Source organism: Micromonospora sp. NPDC047644, assembly GCF_040704315.1.
GTDB lineage: Bacteria > Actinomycetota > Actinomycetes > Mycobacteriales > Micromonosporaceae > Micromonospora.
Map to the genome: position 1 here is coordinate 255,874 of NZ_JBEYSY010000002.1, position 14,941 is coordinate 270,814.

Here is a 14,941-nt window from a genome sequence, read left to right on the forward strand (position 1 = left end):
CACCGACAACCCAAGGCGGAACATGTTCAGCATTCTGATGTCGCTGGCGTCGGCAACGGTCCTCGGAGCCGCCGACTTCGTCGGCGGCTTCGCCACCAAGCGCGCCGCGGCGGTGACCGTCGTGCTCTGGTCGAACATGGCAGGGCTGGCGACCGCCGTGGTGTTCGTCGGGACCGTTGGCGGCGGAAACCTCCGGGCCGCCGACGCCGGCTGGGGAGCACTGGCCGGGTTGGCCGGCAGTGTCGGCGCCATGCTGCTCTATCACGCCCTCGCCCACGGAGTGATGAGCGTTGTCGCTCCGACCACCGCCGCCATGGCCGCGATCCTGCCCGTCCTCGTCGGCCTGGCCGGTGGCGACACCGTGTCGGTGATCGGGGCGGCCGGACTGGCCTGCGGACTGATCGCCATCCCCTGCGTCTCGGTCACCTCGGGCGGCGACCGGCCGGGTCGACAGTCGCACCTGCGGACCGTGGCCGGGGCGTTGGCGGCCGGTGCCGGCTTCGGCCTGTTCTTCGTGCTGCTGTCCCGTACCGGGGACGGGTCCGGGCTGTGGCCGCTGGTGGCCGCCAGATGCGCCTCGTTGACATTCCTCGTGCTCGCCTGGCCGATCGGTCGTTGGCCGATCAGAGCTCCCCGCAAAACGGTGCTGCTGGCCCTGCTCTCCGGTGGCCTGGACATGCTGTCGAGCGTGCTGTATCTGCTGGCGGTCCGGGAGGGCTACCTGTCCGTGGTGGGCCTGCTGGCATCGCTCTACCCGGTCAGCACGCTCCTGCTGGCGCGGGTCGTATTGCGTGAACGCGCCACCCGGGTGCAGTGGGCAGGTGTCGTCCTGGCGCTGGTCGGGGTGTTCCTGTTGGCGTCCCGCTGACCCGCGCGGCTCGGCCATGAGCGTCCGGGCGGTACCTCGTGGGTACCGTCCGGACGCATCGCCGCTCAGGTGGTGTAGTCGGCGTTGATCCGGATGTATCCGTCAGTGAGGTCGCACCCGTACACGGTGAAGGCGCCGGCGCCGATCCCCAGGTCGACCTCGATCACGACGTCGTCGCCTTCGAGGTGACGTCGCAGCCGCACCAGGGTCTCCTCCGTGGCCTGCGCCGGATAGACCTCGATGCCGCCGAAACCGATCCGTACCCGTTGCTGGTCGATGTCCTCGTCGTCCTCGCACTTGCCGACCGCCATGGCCACCCGGCCCCAGTTCGGGTCCGCGCCGTGCACGGCTGTCTTGACCAGCGGCGAGTTGACGATGGCCTTGCCCACCCGCTTGGCCTGGTCGCCGTCGCGGGCACCGCTGACCCGGACCTCGATGAGCTTGCTGGCACCCTCACCGTCGCGGGCGACCATCCGCACCAGGTCCAGTGCGACGGAATACAACGCCTGCTCGAACTCGTCCAGCGCGACCGGCCCGGCCAGGCCGTTGGCGAAGACGGCCGCGGTGTCGCTGGTGGAGGTGTCGGTGTCGATGCTGACGGCGTTGAACGTGCGAGCGATGACCGACCGGAACACCCGGTCCAGGTCGGCCGGCTCGATGCGGGCGTCTGTGCAGAAGAACGTCAGCAGGGTCGCCATGTTCGGCTCGATCATGCCGACGCCCTTCGCGACGCCGACGATGCTGGCCGCTCCGCAGCTGGCCCGCACCACCTTGGGCGTGGTGTCGGTGGTCATGATCGCCCGCGCGACCCGGTCGAAATCGGCGGGCGGAAAGGGCCACCGAAGCTCGGCCAGGCGCTGTCGGACCCTCGGCATCGGATACTGCTTGCCGATCACCCCGGTCGACGCGATGAGCAGCTCGTCGTCAGCGAGACCGACGGCGCGCGCCACAGTGGACCGCACCTCGCGGGCGTTCTCCAGCCCTTCCTTGCCGGTGGCCACGTTCGCGTTGCGGGAGAGCACCACGACGCCGCGGGCGGTGGATGTCGACGCCGCCGAACGGCTGAGCAGGACGCTGGGGCCGGCGAACCGGGAGCGGGTGAACACCGCGGCGCTGACCGCCGGCACCTCGGAGACCAGGGCGGTGAAGTCGTCCTCGTCGTCCTTGAGCCCGGCGTTCGCGACCACCGCGCGGAACCCCTGCGGAACGATCATGTGCTGCTCCATCCTTCTCTTCTCGGCCCGGTCCTGGCCCCCGAACGCAACAGACACCCCTCGTAACCCACCGTATCAATGGGCTGTCTGTCCGTCGGGGTCGCCGTAAGCTCGGCGGGGGCCGGCGCGGAGCGTACCGACGCTGGTGGTTCCGGTCCGGGGATGGTCGGCTGGTCGGCACGTCCGGACTGTCGGTGCGACGATGACGCGATGACCGATTCGGAACCCCCGCGCTGGAACGATCGGATTGAGCACCGCGACATCGTCGTGCACGAAGTGCCGGGCTTCCGCCCGCTGACGTTGGACCTCGTCGTGCCGGTGACGGCACCCCGACCGGCCCCGGTCCTGGTGTGGATCCACGGCGGCGCGTGGCAGTTCGGCTCGCCCAAGCAGCCACCGGACTGGCTGATGACGGTGGACCCGTTCACCGCCGCCATCCGGGCCGGGTTCGCTGTCGCCTCCGCGCAGTACCGGCTCAGCGGGGAGACACAGTTTCCCGCCCAACTCGACGACGTCAAGGCGGCGGTGCGTTGGTTGCGCCGGCACGGCGACGAGGTGGGCGTGGACGGCGAGCGGATCGGGGTGTGGGGCGAGTCGGCCGGTGGGCATCTGGCCTCGATGGTCGCGCTGACGGGGGACGACCAGGACGACACCCGCGTTCGGGCAGCGGTCTGCTGGTACGCGCCGTCGAACCTGTTGACCATCCAGTCGCAGGCACACCCGTCCGGGACGATCGACCACGACGCGGCCGACTCGCCCGAGTCACTTCTGATCGGCGCTCCGTTGCCGGACAACCCGGAGCTGGGCCGGGCGGCAAGCCCGATCACCTACGTCACCGACCAGGCCCCACCGATGCTGCTGATCCACGGCGACCAGGACCTGGTCGTACCGGTGGGGCAGAGCAGAGAGCTTGCCGCAGCACTGACCGAGGCGGGAACCGAGGTCGAGTTGTCGGTGGTGCAGGGGGCCGACCACTGCTTCGGCGGGGTGCCGCTGGAGCCGCTGATCGGCGACACCCTGGCGTTCTTCACCAGGGTCCTGACCGCTTGATTGCCTGAGCCCGCCTCGCCGGTGGATGGCGGTTGCAGTGCCTCCGCTCGGTGGGGGCGCAACGACTCCGAGATGGCCGGGAGTACGTGGTGCGCGTCGCCGTCCGTCTTGACGAGGCGGACCAAGCGGTTACCCGGTCCCCGGTGGGCGGGCCGGCAGCAGGCAGTCAGGACGGTGGGGTATGTGGAGGCTCCATTCGGAAAAACGAAGGGACGGCTCGTTACTCGGGGCAGCTTGGGCCAGGTGAGCCGGGAGATCCATGATCGATGGCTGCTGTCTGTTGCCGGACGAACTCGACGCGGGAGGCGACATCGCTGCGCGGCAGGTTGCTGAGCTGGTAGCCGTGTTGGGTGTAGGCGGTGACCATGGCGTCGTGGGTACGTGCCGCTTTGGAAAAATCTTGGTGTCGTTCGCTGTCGGTGGTGTAGATCTGCGGCCAGGGCGGGGCGGTGAACACACGCTGGTGGTATCGGAACAACTGCGCTGCGGCTGTCACGTGCGCGGGAACGGGCTGGCCGAGTAGGAGGTAGTAGCCGACCAGGTCCGGGATTCCTCGGTCGAAGAAGACGGGTCCGGGATGCTGGCTGGCTTGGCGGTAGGAGCGGATCTCCCAGCTGAGCATGATCTCGGCGAACAGCCGTGAGTCGGTGGTATGCAGGGCCTGACCGCCGATCGACAGCTGGTCCTGGATAATCTGTCGTCCTGCTTCGTCGACGCAGGCGTAGCCGGCGCGCCGCAAGCTGTCGATCAGCGTGGTCTTTCCGGCGCCGGGTCCCCCGGTGATGACGATGTACTGGCTGCTCACGTCGTCCTCTTTGATAGGCATTTACTGGTAGACGCCATTCCCGCCCGCCACGAGCACCTGCTTCCCTAAACCGTGTGTGGTAGGCGATCAGCCAACGGACCAGCCAAGTTGACGACCGGCGACGGACCCAGACCCAGGTGGACGAGGACTAGGACCACGCTGGCGAGCAGGCCGCGAGACTCGTGATGCGTAGGTCGGCGGTTGCACGTAGCAAGGTCCGCTTGGCAGCAGCCCGTCCTTCAGCGTCCTCGAAGTAAGGTGCGTCTGTGCGCCAGTACATCCCTGGATACCCCGATGACCTTCGGTCTGAGCGGAAGCGCCTCCGAGACTGGTCGAGCTATGAAGGCGACTTCGAGGGTGCCGCCGCTCGAGTAGTAGCCCGGCTCACGGGTGAGTACGTGGTGCTTCAAGATGATGGCAGTGCCGACGGTATGCCGGATCTCCGGATCGAGTATCGGGATGGTCGAACCGCGTACGGTGAGATTACTCAGGACCTAGCCGAGGCCTACGCCGCTCTCGGCAGTGAAGTGCTCAAGCGTCAGTTCCAAATGACCGCCCCAACCCTGGGAAGGGTCTGGTGGGTCACCCTGGCAGCAACGGCCCGAGTCGGCAGGTTAGAACGAGCATTACCGCCGATTCTCGAGAAGCTCGATGCAAGCGGCGACACGTTCGAGATCGCCGTGTTCGACCAACGCCTTGAGCAACACCGTAACGCCGATGTTCGCCTGCTTGCTGAGGCGGGGGTGGTACGGCTGGCGTCGAGGGGGACCCGGGCAGCAGAGACGCCAGTGATCCACATCGCCGCCGAGGGGATCGGTGGTCCGGCGAAGTTGGACTGGGCCTTTTTTGGCGACTACCTTGCCTCGTTCGTGCGCGATGAGCGACGGCTCGATGTCCGGCGCAAGCTGGCGATCACGGGATCCGACGAGCGACACGCCTTCATAGGCTTCTCGTTCAGCACGCCATGGCCCGCCTGGCATGCACTGGACGAGGGCTACAGCGAGCTGCCGACGGAGCCCCCGCAGCTACCGAGAAGATCACGCACCTGTGGGTGTGGGCCTACCCGCTCGGGCGATGCATCGCGTGGTTTCCCGACCTTGGATGGTTCGCTCCACGCAGCCGCTGGGCTACACAGTAATCGCGGCTGATTCCCAGCGGCGCTGACTGCGAGGCGGCCCGGCCACCAGATGGAAGCGACCGATAGTTCACGTCCGCTGCCTGAAGCGGGGCCTATCTGGGGCGCTGGCGGAACGGTTGTCGACAGCAACGCTGGACAGCAACCGCGCCGGACGGCAGCGCCCCTGAGGCGCGCTGGTACGGACTAACCTCCGAGCCTGCAGCCCTTCCCGGACGTGTGCGGACGCGCCGCACGGAGTTGTCAGCGAGATGTCGCGGGCGCGGCGGCCGGCTCTGCGAAGGGATCTATTCGGCGACGAAGACGCCAACGCCCGGAAGCGTTTCGGTCATCCCCTTGATCCGTAGTACCTGCATGGCACGGTCGATCACCGGCTCGGTGACCCCGTAGTGCTCGATCAACTCTCGCCGGCTGGGCAGCTTGGAGCCGGGCTGGAACTCGCCTGACGCGATGCGTTCGGCGAGGTCGTCGGCAATCTGCTCGTAGCGGTAACGCGGCGGCACGTGGCTCTCCTCGGTTGGCAACACGAGTAGACCACCTACGTCAGCCCTTGCCTACCCAACGGTACCTATGGGAGGTTGCCGAGGAGGTCGATTCCCTCGGTTGGCGCTGTGGGCCGTCCTCACTGGCGTGGATGTTCGGCGCGTCCCCCGCGTTCGGGCATCCACGCCTCCAGATCGCTCCGGCGCAAGGAGAAGGCAATGCTCCCATCGACATGGGTAGGGCAAGCCTTGGCGCGAGCGGGCAAAGGCGAGCCCGTGAATCGAGTCTCGTACGACGAGTACGTGCTGGCAGTGGCGCTGACTCTCGCTCGCCGTCACCGGCCGGTCTGGTCCTGGCGACACTGGCGACGGGTCTGCCGATGCGGAGGCGATCTGCCATGCCGAAGCCGCCACCGCATCCCGATCAACCGCGGTCACTGGCCAAGCCAGGACGGCCCGCAGGGACCACTCACCACCCGATCAAGCCGGCCTGGACGTGCGGCGGCTGTGCGGGGCAGTGGCCATGCCAGACCCGGCGCCGAGAGCTGCGAGCCGAGTACGACCCAGCACCGGTGTCACTAGCCCTCTACCTGGCCGCCCATCTCGTCCACGCCGCACAGGATCTGGCCCACGTCCCCGCCGGCCACCTGCACTACCGATTCCTCGGCTGGACCCGGTGAGCATCCTGCGGCCGGGTGACGAGAAGTTCCACTACAGCGACGGCTCGCACAAGTGGATCCCACCGGACCCGGACTACGACCAAGAGGTCTGGGACGAACAGGTCCGCCAGCACAAGCACGGCCACCTCAGGAACGAGCGCCCCAAGGTCCGCATCCAGCGCCTCATCTGAGGCCAGCGGTACCGCAACGAGGTACAGCAACCGTGCCAGCCCGAGAGGCGCTCCAGTAGGCCGTCCGACCCCGCGTCAAGCCTGACCCGACCGGCCTTTCAGCTGCCGCGTGGTCATGGCGGGGTGCCGCGAGGGCCGGACCGGTTCCCCTCCGGTCCGACCCCCGCGATCAGGTCCGCGTCAGGCGCGGAGTCTGCGCTGCCGGACGACCAGCAGCAGCGCCGCGCCCAGGAGCACCGCCAGCACGCCGGCACCCATCCAGAGCCCGGCCGGGAACGACGTGCCGGTAACCGGGAGCTTGCCCTTCACCGGAATGGTGATCGTGGACTCGGGTGAGATCGGCGCCGGTCCGCCCGGCGGAGTGCCGGTCGCTGTCGCGGTGTTGCGCAGCGACCCGTGGTGGTAGTCGGCCTTGCTGACTGTGTACGTCGCCGTGCAGGTCACGGCCGCGCCAGCGGCAAGGGTGACAGCGCCGTTCGGGGTCCGCTCCGGACCGCAGGTGATCGGGCCGAGGTTGGCCGCCGAGGCCGGTGCGGTCGGGGCGTCGGTGATCGTCACGCCGGTCAGCGGCACCTGACCGGTGTTGGTGACCACGAACTGGAATGGCACGTGCTGCCCCGGCCGGACGATCTTGGCGGTGCTGCTCGACTTCACCACCGTGATCGCCGCGCCCCGGGTGGCCGTGACCTCGGCTGAGGCCGGCGCGGAGCGTACCGGTGCGGGTGGGTCCTGACCGGGAATGGTCGGGGGGGTGCCGGCCGCGACCGCCGTGTTGGTGATTCGGCCGGTCTCGATGTCCGCGGCGGTGACCGCGTAGGTCGACGTGCAGGTGGTGCTCTCTCCGGCGGCCAGGGTGACCGTGCCATTGGCGACCGGCGGGGTGCCGCAGGTGATGGCCCCGGGTGTCCCGGTGCCAGAGAACTCCGTCTCGTCGACCGTCACCGCGCTGAGCGATGTGGTGCCGGTGTTGCTCACCACGAACCGGTACGTGACCACGTCACCGGCCGCGGACACCACAGTGGGCGTCACCGACTTGGTGATGGCGATCGCCGGGTGCGGGATCGGGATGTCCACCGGCGACGGCGGGGAGACCGGCGGCGGCCCGAACGGCGGCGTACCGGTGGCAGTGGCGACGTTGCGCAGCGACGAGCCGGTGAAGTCCTCCGCGGTCACCGTGTAGGTCGTCCGGCACTGGATGGAGGCACCTGGCGACAAGGTCACCGCGCCGTTCGGGATGTTCTGCGGGCCGCAGGTGATCGGCCCGAGCACACCGCGCTCCGACGGCGGCAGCACCGTGTCGTTGACTGTCACGTTGGTGAGCGTGAAGCCGCCGCTGTTGACGACCAGGAAGGTGTACGGCACCTGTTGACCCGGCGCGGCGATCGCCACCGTGGTCGTCGACTTGATCACCTCGATGATGGCGACGAGCCCGGACTGCGGGATGGTCAGTGACGACGGCGGGGAGTCGACGGGCGTACCCCCGCCCGGCGGTGTGCCGTGTGCGGTGGCGACATTCGTGACGCCGTTGTTGTCGAGGTCAGCCTGGGTGACGGTGTAGGTGGCGGTGCAGGTGGTGCTCGCCCCGGGGGCGAGGGTGGTGGCGGCGCAGGTGATGGGGCCGAGGTTGGCGTTCGACGACGGCGGGGTCTGTACGTCGGTCACGTTGACGTTGGTCAGGGTGAGCCCACCGTTGTTGACCACGTGGAACCGGTACGGCACCTGCTGCCCGACCACGTCGATCAACACCGTGGTGGAGGTCTTCACCACCTGGATGCTGGCGACGATCCCGGCGTCCGGGATGGTCAGCGTCGCCGGTGGCGAGTCGATGGGCTCCTCAGTGCCGGGCGGTGTGCCGTGTGCGGTGGCGACGTTGGTGACCCCGTTGTTGTCGAGGTCGGCCTGGGTGACGGTGTAGGTGGCGGTGCAGGTGGTGTTCGCGCCGGGTGCCAGTGTGGTGGCGGCGCAGGTGATCGGGCCGAGGTTGGCGTTCGACGACGGCGGGGTCTGCACGTCGGTCACGTTCACGTTGGACAGCGTCACGGTGCCGGTGTTGGCCACCAGGAACCGGTAGGGCACCTGCTGACCGACCGTGGTGATCGAGACGGTGGTGGACGACTTCAGCAACGAGATCGACTGGATCAGGTCTGCCGCCGGGATGGTCAGCGTCGACGGTGTCGAGTCGATCGGGTTGTCACCGCCGGCCGGTGTGCCGTGCGCGGTGGCGACGTCGGTGACCTCGTCGTTGTCGAGGTCGGCCTGGGTGACGGTGTAGGTGGCGGTGCAGGTGGTGTTCGCCCCTGGCGCGAGGGTGGTGGCGGCGCAGGTGATCGGGCCGAGGTTGGCGTTCGACGACGGCGGGGTCTGCACGTCGGTCACGTTCACGTCGTTGAGGGTCACGCCGCCGGTGTTGGCCACCAGGAACTGGTACGGCACCTGCTGGCCGACGCTGCTGATCTGCGTGGTGGTGGACGACTTCACCAGTGAGATGCCGGGAACGACCACGTCGCTCGGAATCGTCAGCGTCGAGGGCGGCGACTGCACGGGCGGCCGACCGCCGGGCGGTGTGCCCTGCGCCGTCGCGCTGTCCCGGACCGAGCCGAAGTCCAGGTCGGCCTGGGTGACGGTGTAGGTGGCGGTGCAGGTGGTGGTGGCGCCGGGCGCGAGGGTGGTGGCGGCGCAGGTGATCGGGCCGAGGTTGACGTTAGACGACGGCGGGGTCTGCACGTCGGTCACGGTCACGCCGGTGAGGGTGAATCCGCCGGTGTTGACCACGTCGAACCGGTACGGGACCTGCTGCCCGACTGTGGTGATCGACGTGGTGGTGGACGACTTCAGGATCGCGATGGAGGCGACCAGACCGCTCTCCGGAATGGTGAGCGTCGCTGGCGTCGAGTCGACAGGGGTGCCGCTGGGCGGGGTGCCGTGCGCGGTGGCGACGTTGGTGACGCCGTCGTTGTCCAGGTCCGCCTGGGTGACGGTGTAGGTGGCCGTGCACAGGGTCTGCGCGCCCGGCGCGAGGGTGGTGGCGGCGCAGGTGATGGGGCCGAGATTGACGTTCGACGACGGGGGCGTCTGCACGTCGGTCACGTTGACGCCGGTGAGGGTGAACCCGCCGGTGTTCAGCACGTGGAACTGGTACGGCACCTGTTGGCCGACAGTGGTGATCGACGTGGTGGTCGAGGTCTTCATGATGGCGATCGACGCGAGCAGGCCGGCCTCGGGGATGGTCAGCGTCGACGGCGGCGACGTGACCGGCGTACCGCCGCCGGGCGGAGTGCCCCGCGCGGTGGCGACGTTGGTGACGCCGTTGTTGTCGAGGTCGGCCTGGGTGACGGTGTAGGTGGCGGTGCAGGTGGTGCTCGCGCCGGGCGCGAGGGTGGTGACCGGGCAGGTGATGGGGCCGAGGTTGGCGTTCGACGACGGCGGGGTCTGCACGTCGGTGACGGCCACGTTGCTCAGGGTCAGGCCGCCGGTGTTGGCGACCAGGAACCGGTACGGCACCTGCTGCCCGACCGTGGTGATCGACGTGGTGGTGGACGACTTGACCACGCTGACGGCGGCGGTGAGCGCCTGCGCCGGGATGGTCAGGGAGTTCGGGCCGGAGACGACCGGTGGACCGGTCGGTGGGCTGCCCTGTGCGGTGGCGACGTTGGTGACCCCGCCGTTGTCGAGGTCGGCCTGGGTGACGGTGTAGGTGGCCGTGCAGGCGGTCTGCGCTCCGGGCGCCAGTGTGGTGGCGGCGCAGGTGATCGGGCCGAGGTTGGCGTTCGACGACGGCGGGGTCTGCACGTCGGTGACGGAGATGCTGGTCAGCGGAGTGCCGCCGGTGTTGACCACGTGGAACGAGTACGGCACCTGCTGGCCGACGGTGGTGATCAGCGTGGTGGTCGACGACTTGATCAGGGCGATGTCGGCCGGGGTGGCACCCTCGCAGGCGAGCGTGGTGCTGAACGGGAAGTAGTGGATCTCGCCGCCGCGGTGGTCGAGCGTACGGGTGATGACGCTGCCCTCGGTGTTGCTGGAGGAGAGGTCGGTGAGGCTGGCGTTGGGGGCGTAGATGGTGCCTTCGACAGTGGCGGCGTTCGGGGTGAGGGTGAGCGCGGTGGCGGTCGGGAAGTTGAACAGGACGTAGCGCGCCTGCGGCCCGCCGATTCCGGCGAAGTTCGGGGCGGTCCAGGCGAACGTGTTGCCCACACCGGTGGTGTCCACGTTGACCAGCAGTGGCGTGTCGGCGGTCGGCTGGCTCGCGAAGGTCAGGATCGCGATGTTGGCCAGGTCGGTGGCGCTCAGGTTGAGCACGTTCGTCACGCCCGGGGTCAGGGTGACGACGGCGTTGCTGCCCGGCGGGATCGGTCGGGGCAGCACGTCACCGTTCGGCGTCCGCAGCACCACGGTGTTGTCGCAGGTGGCGAGCCCGGCCGTGGTGGTCCGGAAGGCGGCGAACGCGCCGGCGAAGTTGATCGGCGAGGTCGGCCCGACGCTGGGCACCGGCTGCCGGGTGACCAACTCGACGCGGGGCGAGGCGTCGTAGTCGTTCGTCGGCAGGATCCGGGTGTTGACCTGGGCACCGTTGTTGTCGGTGTTACGGACGACGGCGCCGGTCAGGTTGCCGACCTTGGCGTAGCCGTTGGAGAGCACCTGGAGGCGGCTGCCGCCGACGCTGCCGGCGAAGTTGACCCGTCCACCCACGACCAGGGCGCTGGGGTTGGCGTCGCCGGGCACCACGAACGATCCGGCAGTCACCCCGGCGAGCTGGTAGTTGCCGAAGGTGAGGTCACCGCCGACGGCGAGGGTTCCCTCGTTCTCGTCGTTGTTCACGGTGGCGTTGCCCTCGGTCATCACCCCGAAGCTCAGCGCCTCGGCGACCGGGTCGACGGGCCCGATGGCCTCGTCGACGGCGGCCAGCACCGGATTGATGCGCTCCGGCCCAGCCGGCACCAGCAGACCGTTGAGCGCCAGCACACCCGCGACAGCGGTCAGCGCCGTCGCCCGTGACCTGCGGCTGCCCCACCACGAATTCCTCATCACGCCCCCGTTGGTTCAAATGTGCCAGGGGAGCCTATAGGGGCAGAAGCACCCTTATGCCGGTTTTGTCTGAATGTCGGTCCTGCCGGACGAGCTTCGAACTGTGCGTACCGAACTTCCGTGTTTATGATCGACAACCCCCGACCGGGGACCCGACACGGCCGATCGGTTCGGCCCCGGAGCAGAGCTGAGGTGCGCGACGGTGAACCGCGAGGCGTACGCCTGCTGGGTGCGCGAACCCGGCGTAGCCGAGATCCGGCCGGTGTCGCTGACCGCCCCGGGCCCTGACGAGGTGCTGGTCCGGACCCGCTACTCCGGGGTCAGCCGGGGCACCGAGACGCTGGTCTTCGCCGGCCGGGTGCCCGCCGACCAGTACGCCGCCATGCGCGCGCCGTTTCAGGAGGGCGAGTTCCCCGGCCCGGTGAAGTACGGCTACCTCAGCGTCGGCGTCGTCGAGCAGGGCCCGCCGGTGCTGCTCGGGCGAACGGTGTTCTGCCTGCACCCGCACCAGAGCGCGTACGTCGTGCCGGTGAGTGCCGTGGTCCCGGTGCCGGAGGGGGTGCCGGCCGCCCGAGCGGTGCTCGCCGGCACTGTGGAGACCGCCGTCAACGCGCTGTGGGACGCCGCGCCGCTGGTCGGCGACCGGGTCACCGTCATCGGCGCGGGCATGGTCGGCTGCTGCGTCGCGGCGCTGCTGGCCCGGTTTCCCGGCGTGCACGTCGAGTTGGTCGACACCGACGCGCGCAGGGCCGGCGTGGCCGGGGCCCTCGGTGTCGACTTCGCCAGCCCGGCCGACGCCCGCGGTGACCGGGACCTGGTCGTGCACGCCAGCGCCACCGCCGCCGGCCTGCAACAGTCACTGGACCTGCTCGCCCCGGAGGGCACGGTCATCGAGCTGAGCTGGTACGGCGACCGCCCGGTGCAGGTGTCACTGGGCGGTGCGTTCCACTCCCGTCGACTCAGCGTGCGCAGCAGCCAGGTCGGCATGGTGGCACCCGCCCGACGGGGACGGCGCAGTTACGCCGACCGACTGGCGCTCGCCCTGGACCTGCTCGACGACCCGGCCTTCGACGCGTTGATCACCGGCGCGTCGCGCTTCGCGGAGCTGCCCGACGTGCTCGCCGGACTGACCTCGGGCGACCTGCCCGCGCTCTGCCACCTCATCACCTACGAAGACGGAGAGTGACAGTGTTCAGCGTGACCGTTCGGGACCACATGATGATCGCCCACAGTTTCCGAGGCGAGGTGTTCGGGCCCGCCCAACGGCTGCACGGCGCGACGTTCGTCGTGGACGCGACGTTCCGCCGCCCCGACCTGGACGCCGACGGGATCGTGGTGGACATCGGCCTGGCCACCGAGCAGCTGCGGGCCGTGCTGAGCGAGCTGACCTACCGCAACCTCGACGACGAGGCGGCCTTCGCGGGGGTGAACACCACCACGGAGGTGCTGGCCCGTACGGTCGCGGACCGGCTGGTCGAGCGGGTGCACGCCGGTGAGCTGGGGGCCGGGGCGCGTGACCTGAGCGGCATCACTGTCACCCTGCACGAGTCGCACATCGCCTGGGCGAGCTACGAGCGGTCGTTGTGACCGATGCGGGCCGGGCGGTACACGTCGTCCTGCCCGGTGACATCGACGATCCGGCCACGCCCAGCGGCGGCAACTCCTACGACCGGCGGATCTGCGCGGGGCTGGGCGAGCGCGGCTGGTCGGTGCGCGAGCATCAGGTGCCCGGCGCGTGGCCGCACCCCGACCCGACCGACCGGGCGACGCTGGGCGCGGTGCTCGCCGCCGCGCCCGACGACGCCGTGGTGCTGATCGACGGCCTGATCGCCTCGGCCGTGCCGGACCTGCTCGCCCCGCACGCCCGTCGGCTGCGCCTGGTGCTGCTGGTACACCTGCCGCTGGACGACGAGCCGGAGGCCCGCGCCCTGGCCACCGCCCGGGCCGTCGTCACCACCAGCGAGTGGACCCGCCGCGCCCTGTTGGCCCGGCACCCGGCCCTCGCCGGCCGGGTGCGGGCCGCGCCGCCGGGGGTGCGGCCCGCGCCGCCCGCGGCCGGCTCGGTGGCCGGCGACCGGTTGCTCTGCGTCGCGGCGGTCACCCACCACAAGGGGTACGACGTGCTGGTCGACGCGATGGCCACGCTGGTCGGCAGGTCCTGGACGATGGTCTGCGCGGGCACTCTGGCCCGGGAACCGGATCTCGTGCGCCGGCTGCGCGACCGGTTGACCGGAGCGGGCCTCACCGAGCGGGTGCGACTGGTCGGCCCGGTGACCGGCGCGGGGTTGGACGACGCGTACGCCGCCGCCGACCTGCTGGTGTTGCCGTCGAGGGGCGAGACGTACGGCATGGTCGTCACCGAGGCGTTGGCCCGCGGCCTGCCGGTGTTGACCACCGAGGTGGGCGGGCTGCCGGAGGCGCTCGGTCAGGCGCCCGACGGTGAGCGCCCGGGACTGCTGGTCCCACCCGGTGACCCGGCGGCGCTGGCCGCCGCCCTGATCCGCTGGCTCGACGACGACGGGCTGCGCGCCCGGCTGCGTCGTGCCGCTCTCGCCCGGCGCGACACCCTGACCGACTGGCCGGTTACCACCGCGTTGCTGGCCGGAGTGCTGAAGGAGGTGGCGGAATGACCGCCGAGGAGACCCTGCCGTTCGCCGACTGGCTGCGGTTGCGTGAGCCGGCCGACGCGGCGGCGCGCGCCGAGGACCTGGTGGATGCCGTCCGGGGCCGGCTGGCCGGGGACACCCCGACGGTGATCCACGACCTGGGCAGCGGCACCGGGTCGATGAGCCGTTGGCTGGCCGCCCGGCTGCCCGGACCCCAGCACTGGGTGCTGCACGACCGCGACGCCGACCTGCTGGCCCGCGCCGCCGAGGGCATGCGGGGGGTGACCGCCGCCGACGGCGCCCCGGTCACCGTCCACACCCGCTGTGGCGACCTCACCCGGCTGACCGCCGCCGACCTCGCCGACGGTTACCTGGTCACCGCGTCCGCGCTGCTGGACATGCTCACCGCCCACGAGGTCGACCGGGTGGTGGCGGCGTGCGTCGGCCGGCCGGCCCTGTTCGCCATCTCGGTCACCGGGCGGGTCCGGTTCACCCCGGCCGACCCGCTCGACGAGGCGGTCGAGGCCGCGTTCAACGACCACCAGCGGCGTACCGTCGAGGGCCGGCGGCTGCTCGGCCCGGATGCCGTCGCCGCCACCGCCGCCGCGTTCGCCCGGCACGGCGTCGACGTGCGGGAACGGCCCAGCCCGTGGCGTCTCGGCCCGGAGCAGGCCGACCTGGTTGCCGAATGGTTCCGAGGGTGGCTCGGGGCCGCCTGCGAGCAGCGCCCCGACCTGGCCGAACCCACCCAGGCGTACGCCCGCCGTCGGCTGGCCGAGGCGGCGGCCGGCCGGCTCACGGTGATTGTCGAACACACTGACCTCCTCGCCGGTGGATGAACCGTTCACGCCCTGGGTACGTGGACTAGGGCAAGTGGACGATCTTCAAAGGGGAGGGCCAGCGCCG

At 70.1% G+C, this 14,941-nt stretch carries 13 protein-coding genes and 1 pseudogene; 9 read left to right on the forward strand and 5 right to left on the reverse strand.

Annotation, left to right across the window (positions count from 1 at the left end; all coding sequences use genetic code 11):
- Positions 1-22: 22 nt before the first annotated feature.
- The gene (locus AB0877_RS04370; RefSeq protein WP_366606559.1) at positions 23-868 is read left to right on the forward strand and encodes a DMT family transporter; all 846 of its coding nucleotides are present in this window, start codon (positions 23-25) and stop codon (positions 866-868) included.
- Positions 869-933: 65 nt separating this feature from the next.
- Here the strand turns inward: AB0877_RS04370 and argJ are convergent, their stop codons facing one another.
- Positions 934-2,094 (reverse strand): bifunctional glutamate N-acetyltransferase/amino-acid acetyltransferase ArgJ, encoded by a 1,161-nt coding sequence (argJ, locus tag AB0877_RS04375; protein ID WP_366606561.1) that lies wholly within the window; start codon positions 2,092-2,094, stop codon positions 934-936.
- Positions 2,095-2,292: 198 nt separating this feature from the next.
- On the opposite strand from argJ, the gene AB0877_RS04380 reads away from it, so the two are divergent.
- Complete coding sequence (locus AB0877_RS04380; protein WP_366606562.1) at positions 2,293-3,132, forward strand: alpha/beta hydrolase; 840 nt, start codon at positions 2,293-2,295, stop codon at positions 3,130-3,132.
- Between the two features lie 220 nt (positions 3,133-3,352).
- Here the strand turns inward: AB0877_RS04380 and AB0877_RS04385 are convergent, their stop codons facing one another.
- On the reverse strand, positions 3,353-3,937 hold the full coding sequence (locus AB0877_RS04385; protein WP_366606564.1) for an AAA family ATPase: 585 nt from the start codon (positions 3,935-3,937) through the stop codon (positions 3,353-3,355).
- Positions 3,938-4,203: 266 nt separating this feature from the next.
- Between AB0877_RS04385 and AB0877_RS04390 the strand changes: the two genes are divergently transcribed.
- Positions 4,204-5,085 carry a hypothetical protein gene (locus tag AB0877_RS04390; protein ID WP_366606566.1) on the forward strand — a complete coding sequence of 294 codons (882 nt, stop codon included), beginning with the start codon at positions 4,204-4,206 and terminating at the stop codon, positions 5,083-5,085.
- A 274-nt stretch (positions 5,086-5,359) separates the two neighbouring features.
- Here AB0877_RS04390 and AB0877_RS04395 read toward each other — a convergent pair whose 3' ends face one another.
- Positions 5,360-5,575, reverse strand: coding sequence for a GntR family transcriptional regulator (locus tag AB0877_RS04395; RefSeq protein ID WP_233578732.1), 216 nt, complete (start codon positions 5,573-5,575; stop codon positions 5,360-5,362).
- A 416-nt stretch (positions 5,576-5,991) separates the two neighbouring features.
- On the opposite strand from AB0877_RS04395, the gene AB0877_RS04400 reads away from it, so the two are divergent.
- Together AB0877_RS04400 and AB0877_RS04405 are read left to right on the forward strand one after the other, a co-directional pair.
- Positions 5,992-6,234, forward strand: coding sequence for a flavin reductase (locus AB0877_RS04400; protein WP_366607089.1), 243 nt, complete (start codon positions 5,992-5,994; stop codon positions 6,232-6,234).
- Complete coding sequence (locus AB0877_RS04405; RefSeq protein WP_181518580.1) at positions 6,231-6,404, forward strand: hypothetical protein; 174 nt, start codon at positions 6,231-6,233, stop codon at positions 6,402-6,404. Before AB0877_RS04400 ends, AB0877_RS04405 begins: the two co-directional genes overlap by 4 nt.
- Before the next feature lie 180 nt (positions 6,405-6,584).
- On the opposite strand, the gene AB0877_RS04410 is transcribed toward AB0877_RS04405, so the two are convergent.
- Positions 6,585-9,593, reverse strand: a complete 3,009-nt coding sequence (locus AB0877_RS04410; RefSeq protein ID WP_366607091.1) for a hypothetical protein — start codon at positions 9,591-9,593, stop codon at positions 6,585-6,587.
- A 726-nt stretch (positions 9,594-10,319) separates the two neighbouring features.
- Positions 10,320-11,432, reverse strand: a pseudogene (locus AB0877_RS04415) (choice-of-anchor A family protein); the annotation flags it as partial.
- A 199-nt stretch (positions 11,433-11,631) separates the two neighbouring features.
- Here AB0877_RS04415 and AB0877_RS04420 point away from each other — a divergent pair.
- From AB0877_RS04420 to AB0877_RS04435, 4 genes are read left to right on the forward strand one after another with little or no spacing between them, the layout of a single operon-like run.
- Positions 11,632-12,615: a zinc-binding alcohol dehydrogenase gene (locus AB0877_RS04420; protein WP_366606567.1), complete on the forward strand. Its 984-nt coding sequence runs from the start codon at positions 11,632-11,634 to the stop codon at positions 12,613-12,615.
- A 2-nt stretch (positions 12,616-12,617) separates the two neighbouring features.
- A complete protein-coding gene (locus AB0877_RS04425) occupies positions 12,618-13,016 on the forward strand; it encodes a 6-carboxytetrahydropterin synthase (RefSeq protein ID WP_357202916.1) in 399 nt (132 codons plus the stop codon).
- Entirely contained in the window at positions 13,013-14,059 is a 1,047-nt protein-coding gene (locus AB0877_RS04430) for a glycosyltransferase family 4 protein (protein WP_366606569.1), read from the forward strand. Before AB0877_RS04425 ends, AB0877_RS04430 begins: the two co-directional genes overlap by 4 nt.
- Positions 14,056-14,874: a class I SAM-dependent methyltransferase gene (locus tag AB0877_RS04435; RefSeq protein WP_366606571.1), complete on the forward strand. Its 819-nt coding sequence runs from the start codon at positions 14,056-14,058 to the stop codon at positions 14,872-14,874. The genes AB0877_RS04430 and AB0877_RS04435 overlap by 4 nt, the downstream gene beginning before the upstream one ends.
- Positions 14,875-14,941: the final 67 nt, after the last annotated feature.

Excerpts from the sequence above, each read along its gene's own strand:
- AB0877_RS04370 (WP_366606559.1), top strand. The coding sequence starts at position 23 with ATGTTCAGCATTCTGATGTCGCTGGCGTCGGCAACGGTCCTCGGAGCC.
- AB0877_RS04380 (WP_366606562.1), top strand. The coding sequence starts at position 2,293 with ATGACCGATTCGGAACCCCCGCGCTGGAACGATCGGATTGAGCACCGC.
- argJ (WP_366606561.1), bottom strand. The coding sequence starts at position 2,094 with ATGGAGCAGCACATGATCGTTCCGCAGGGGTTCCGCGCGGTGGTCGCG.
- AB0877_RS04435 (WP_366606571.1), top strand. The coding sequence starts at position 14,056 with ATGACCGCCGAGGAGACCCTGCCGTTCGCCGACTGGCTGCGGTTGCGT.
- AB0877_RS04410 (WP_366607091.1), bottom strand. The coding sequence starts at position 9,593 with ATGAAGACCTCGACCACCACGTCGATCACCACTGTCGGCCAACAGGTG.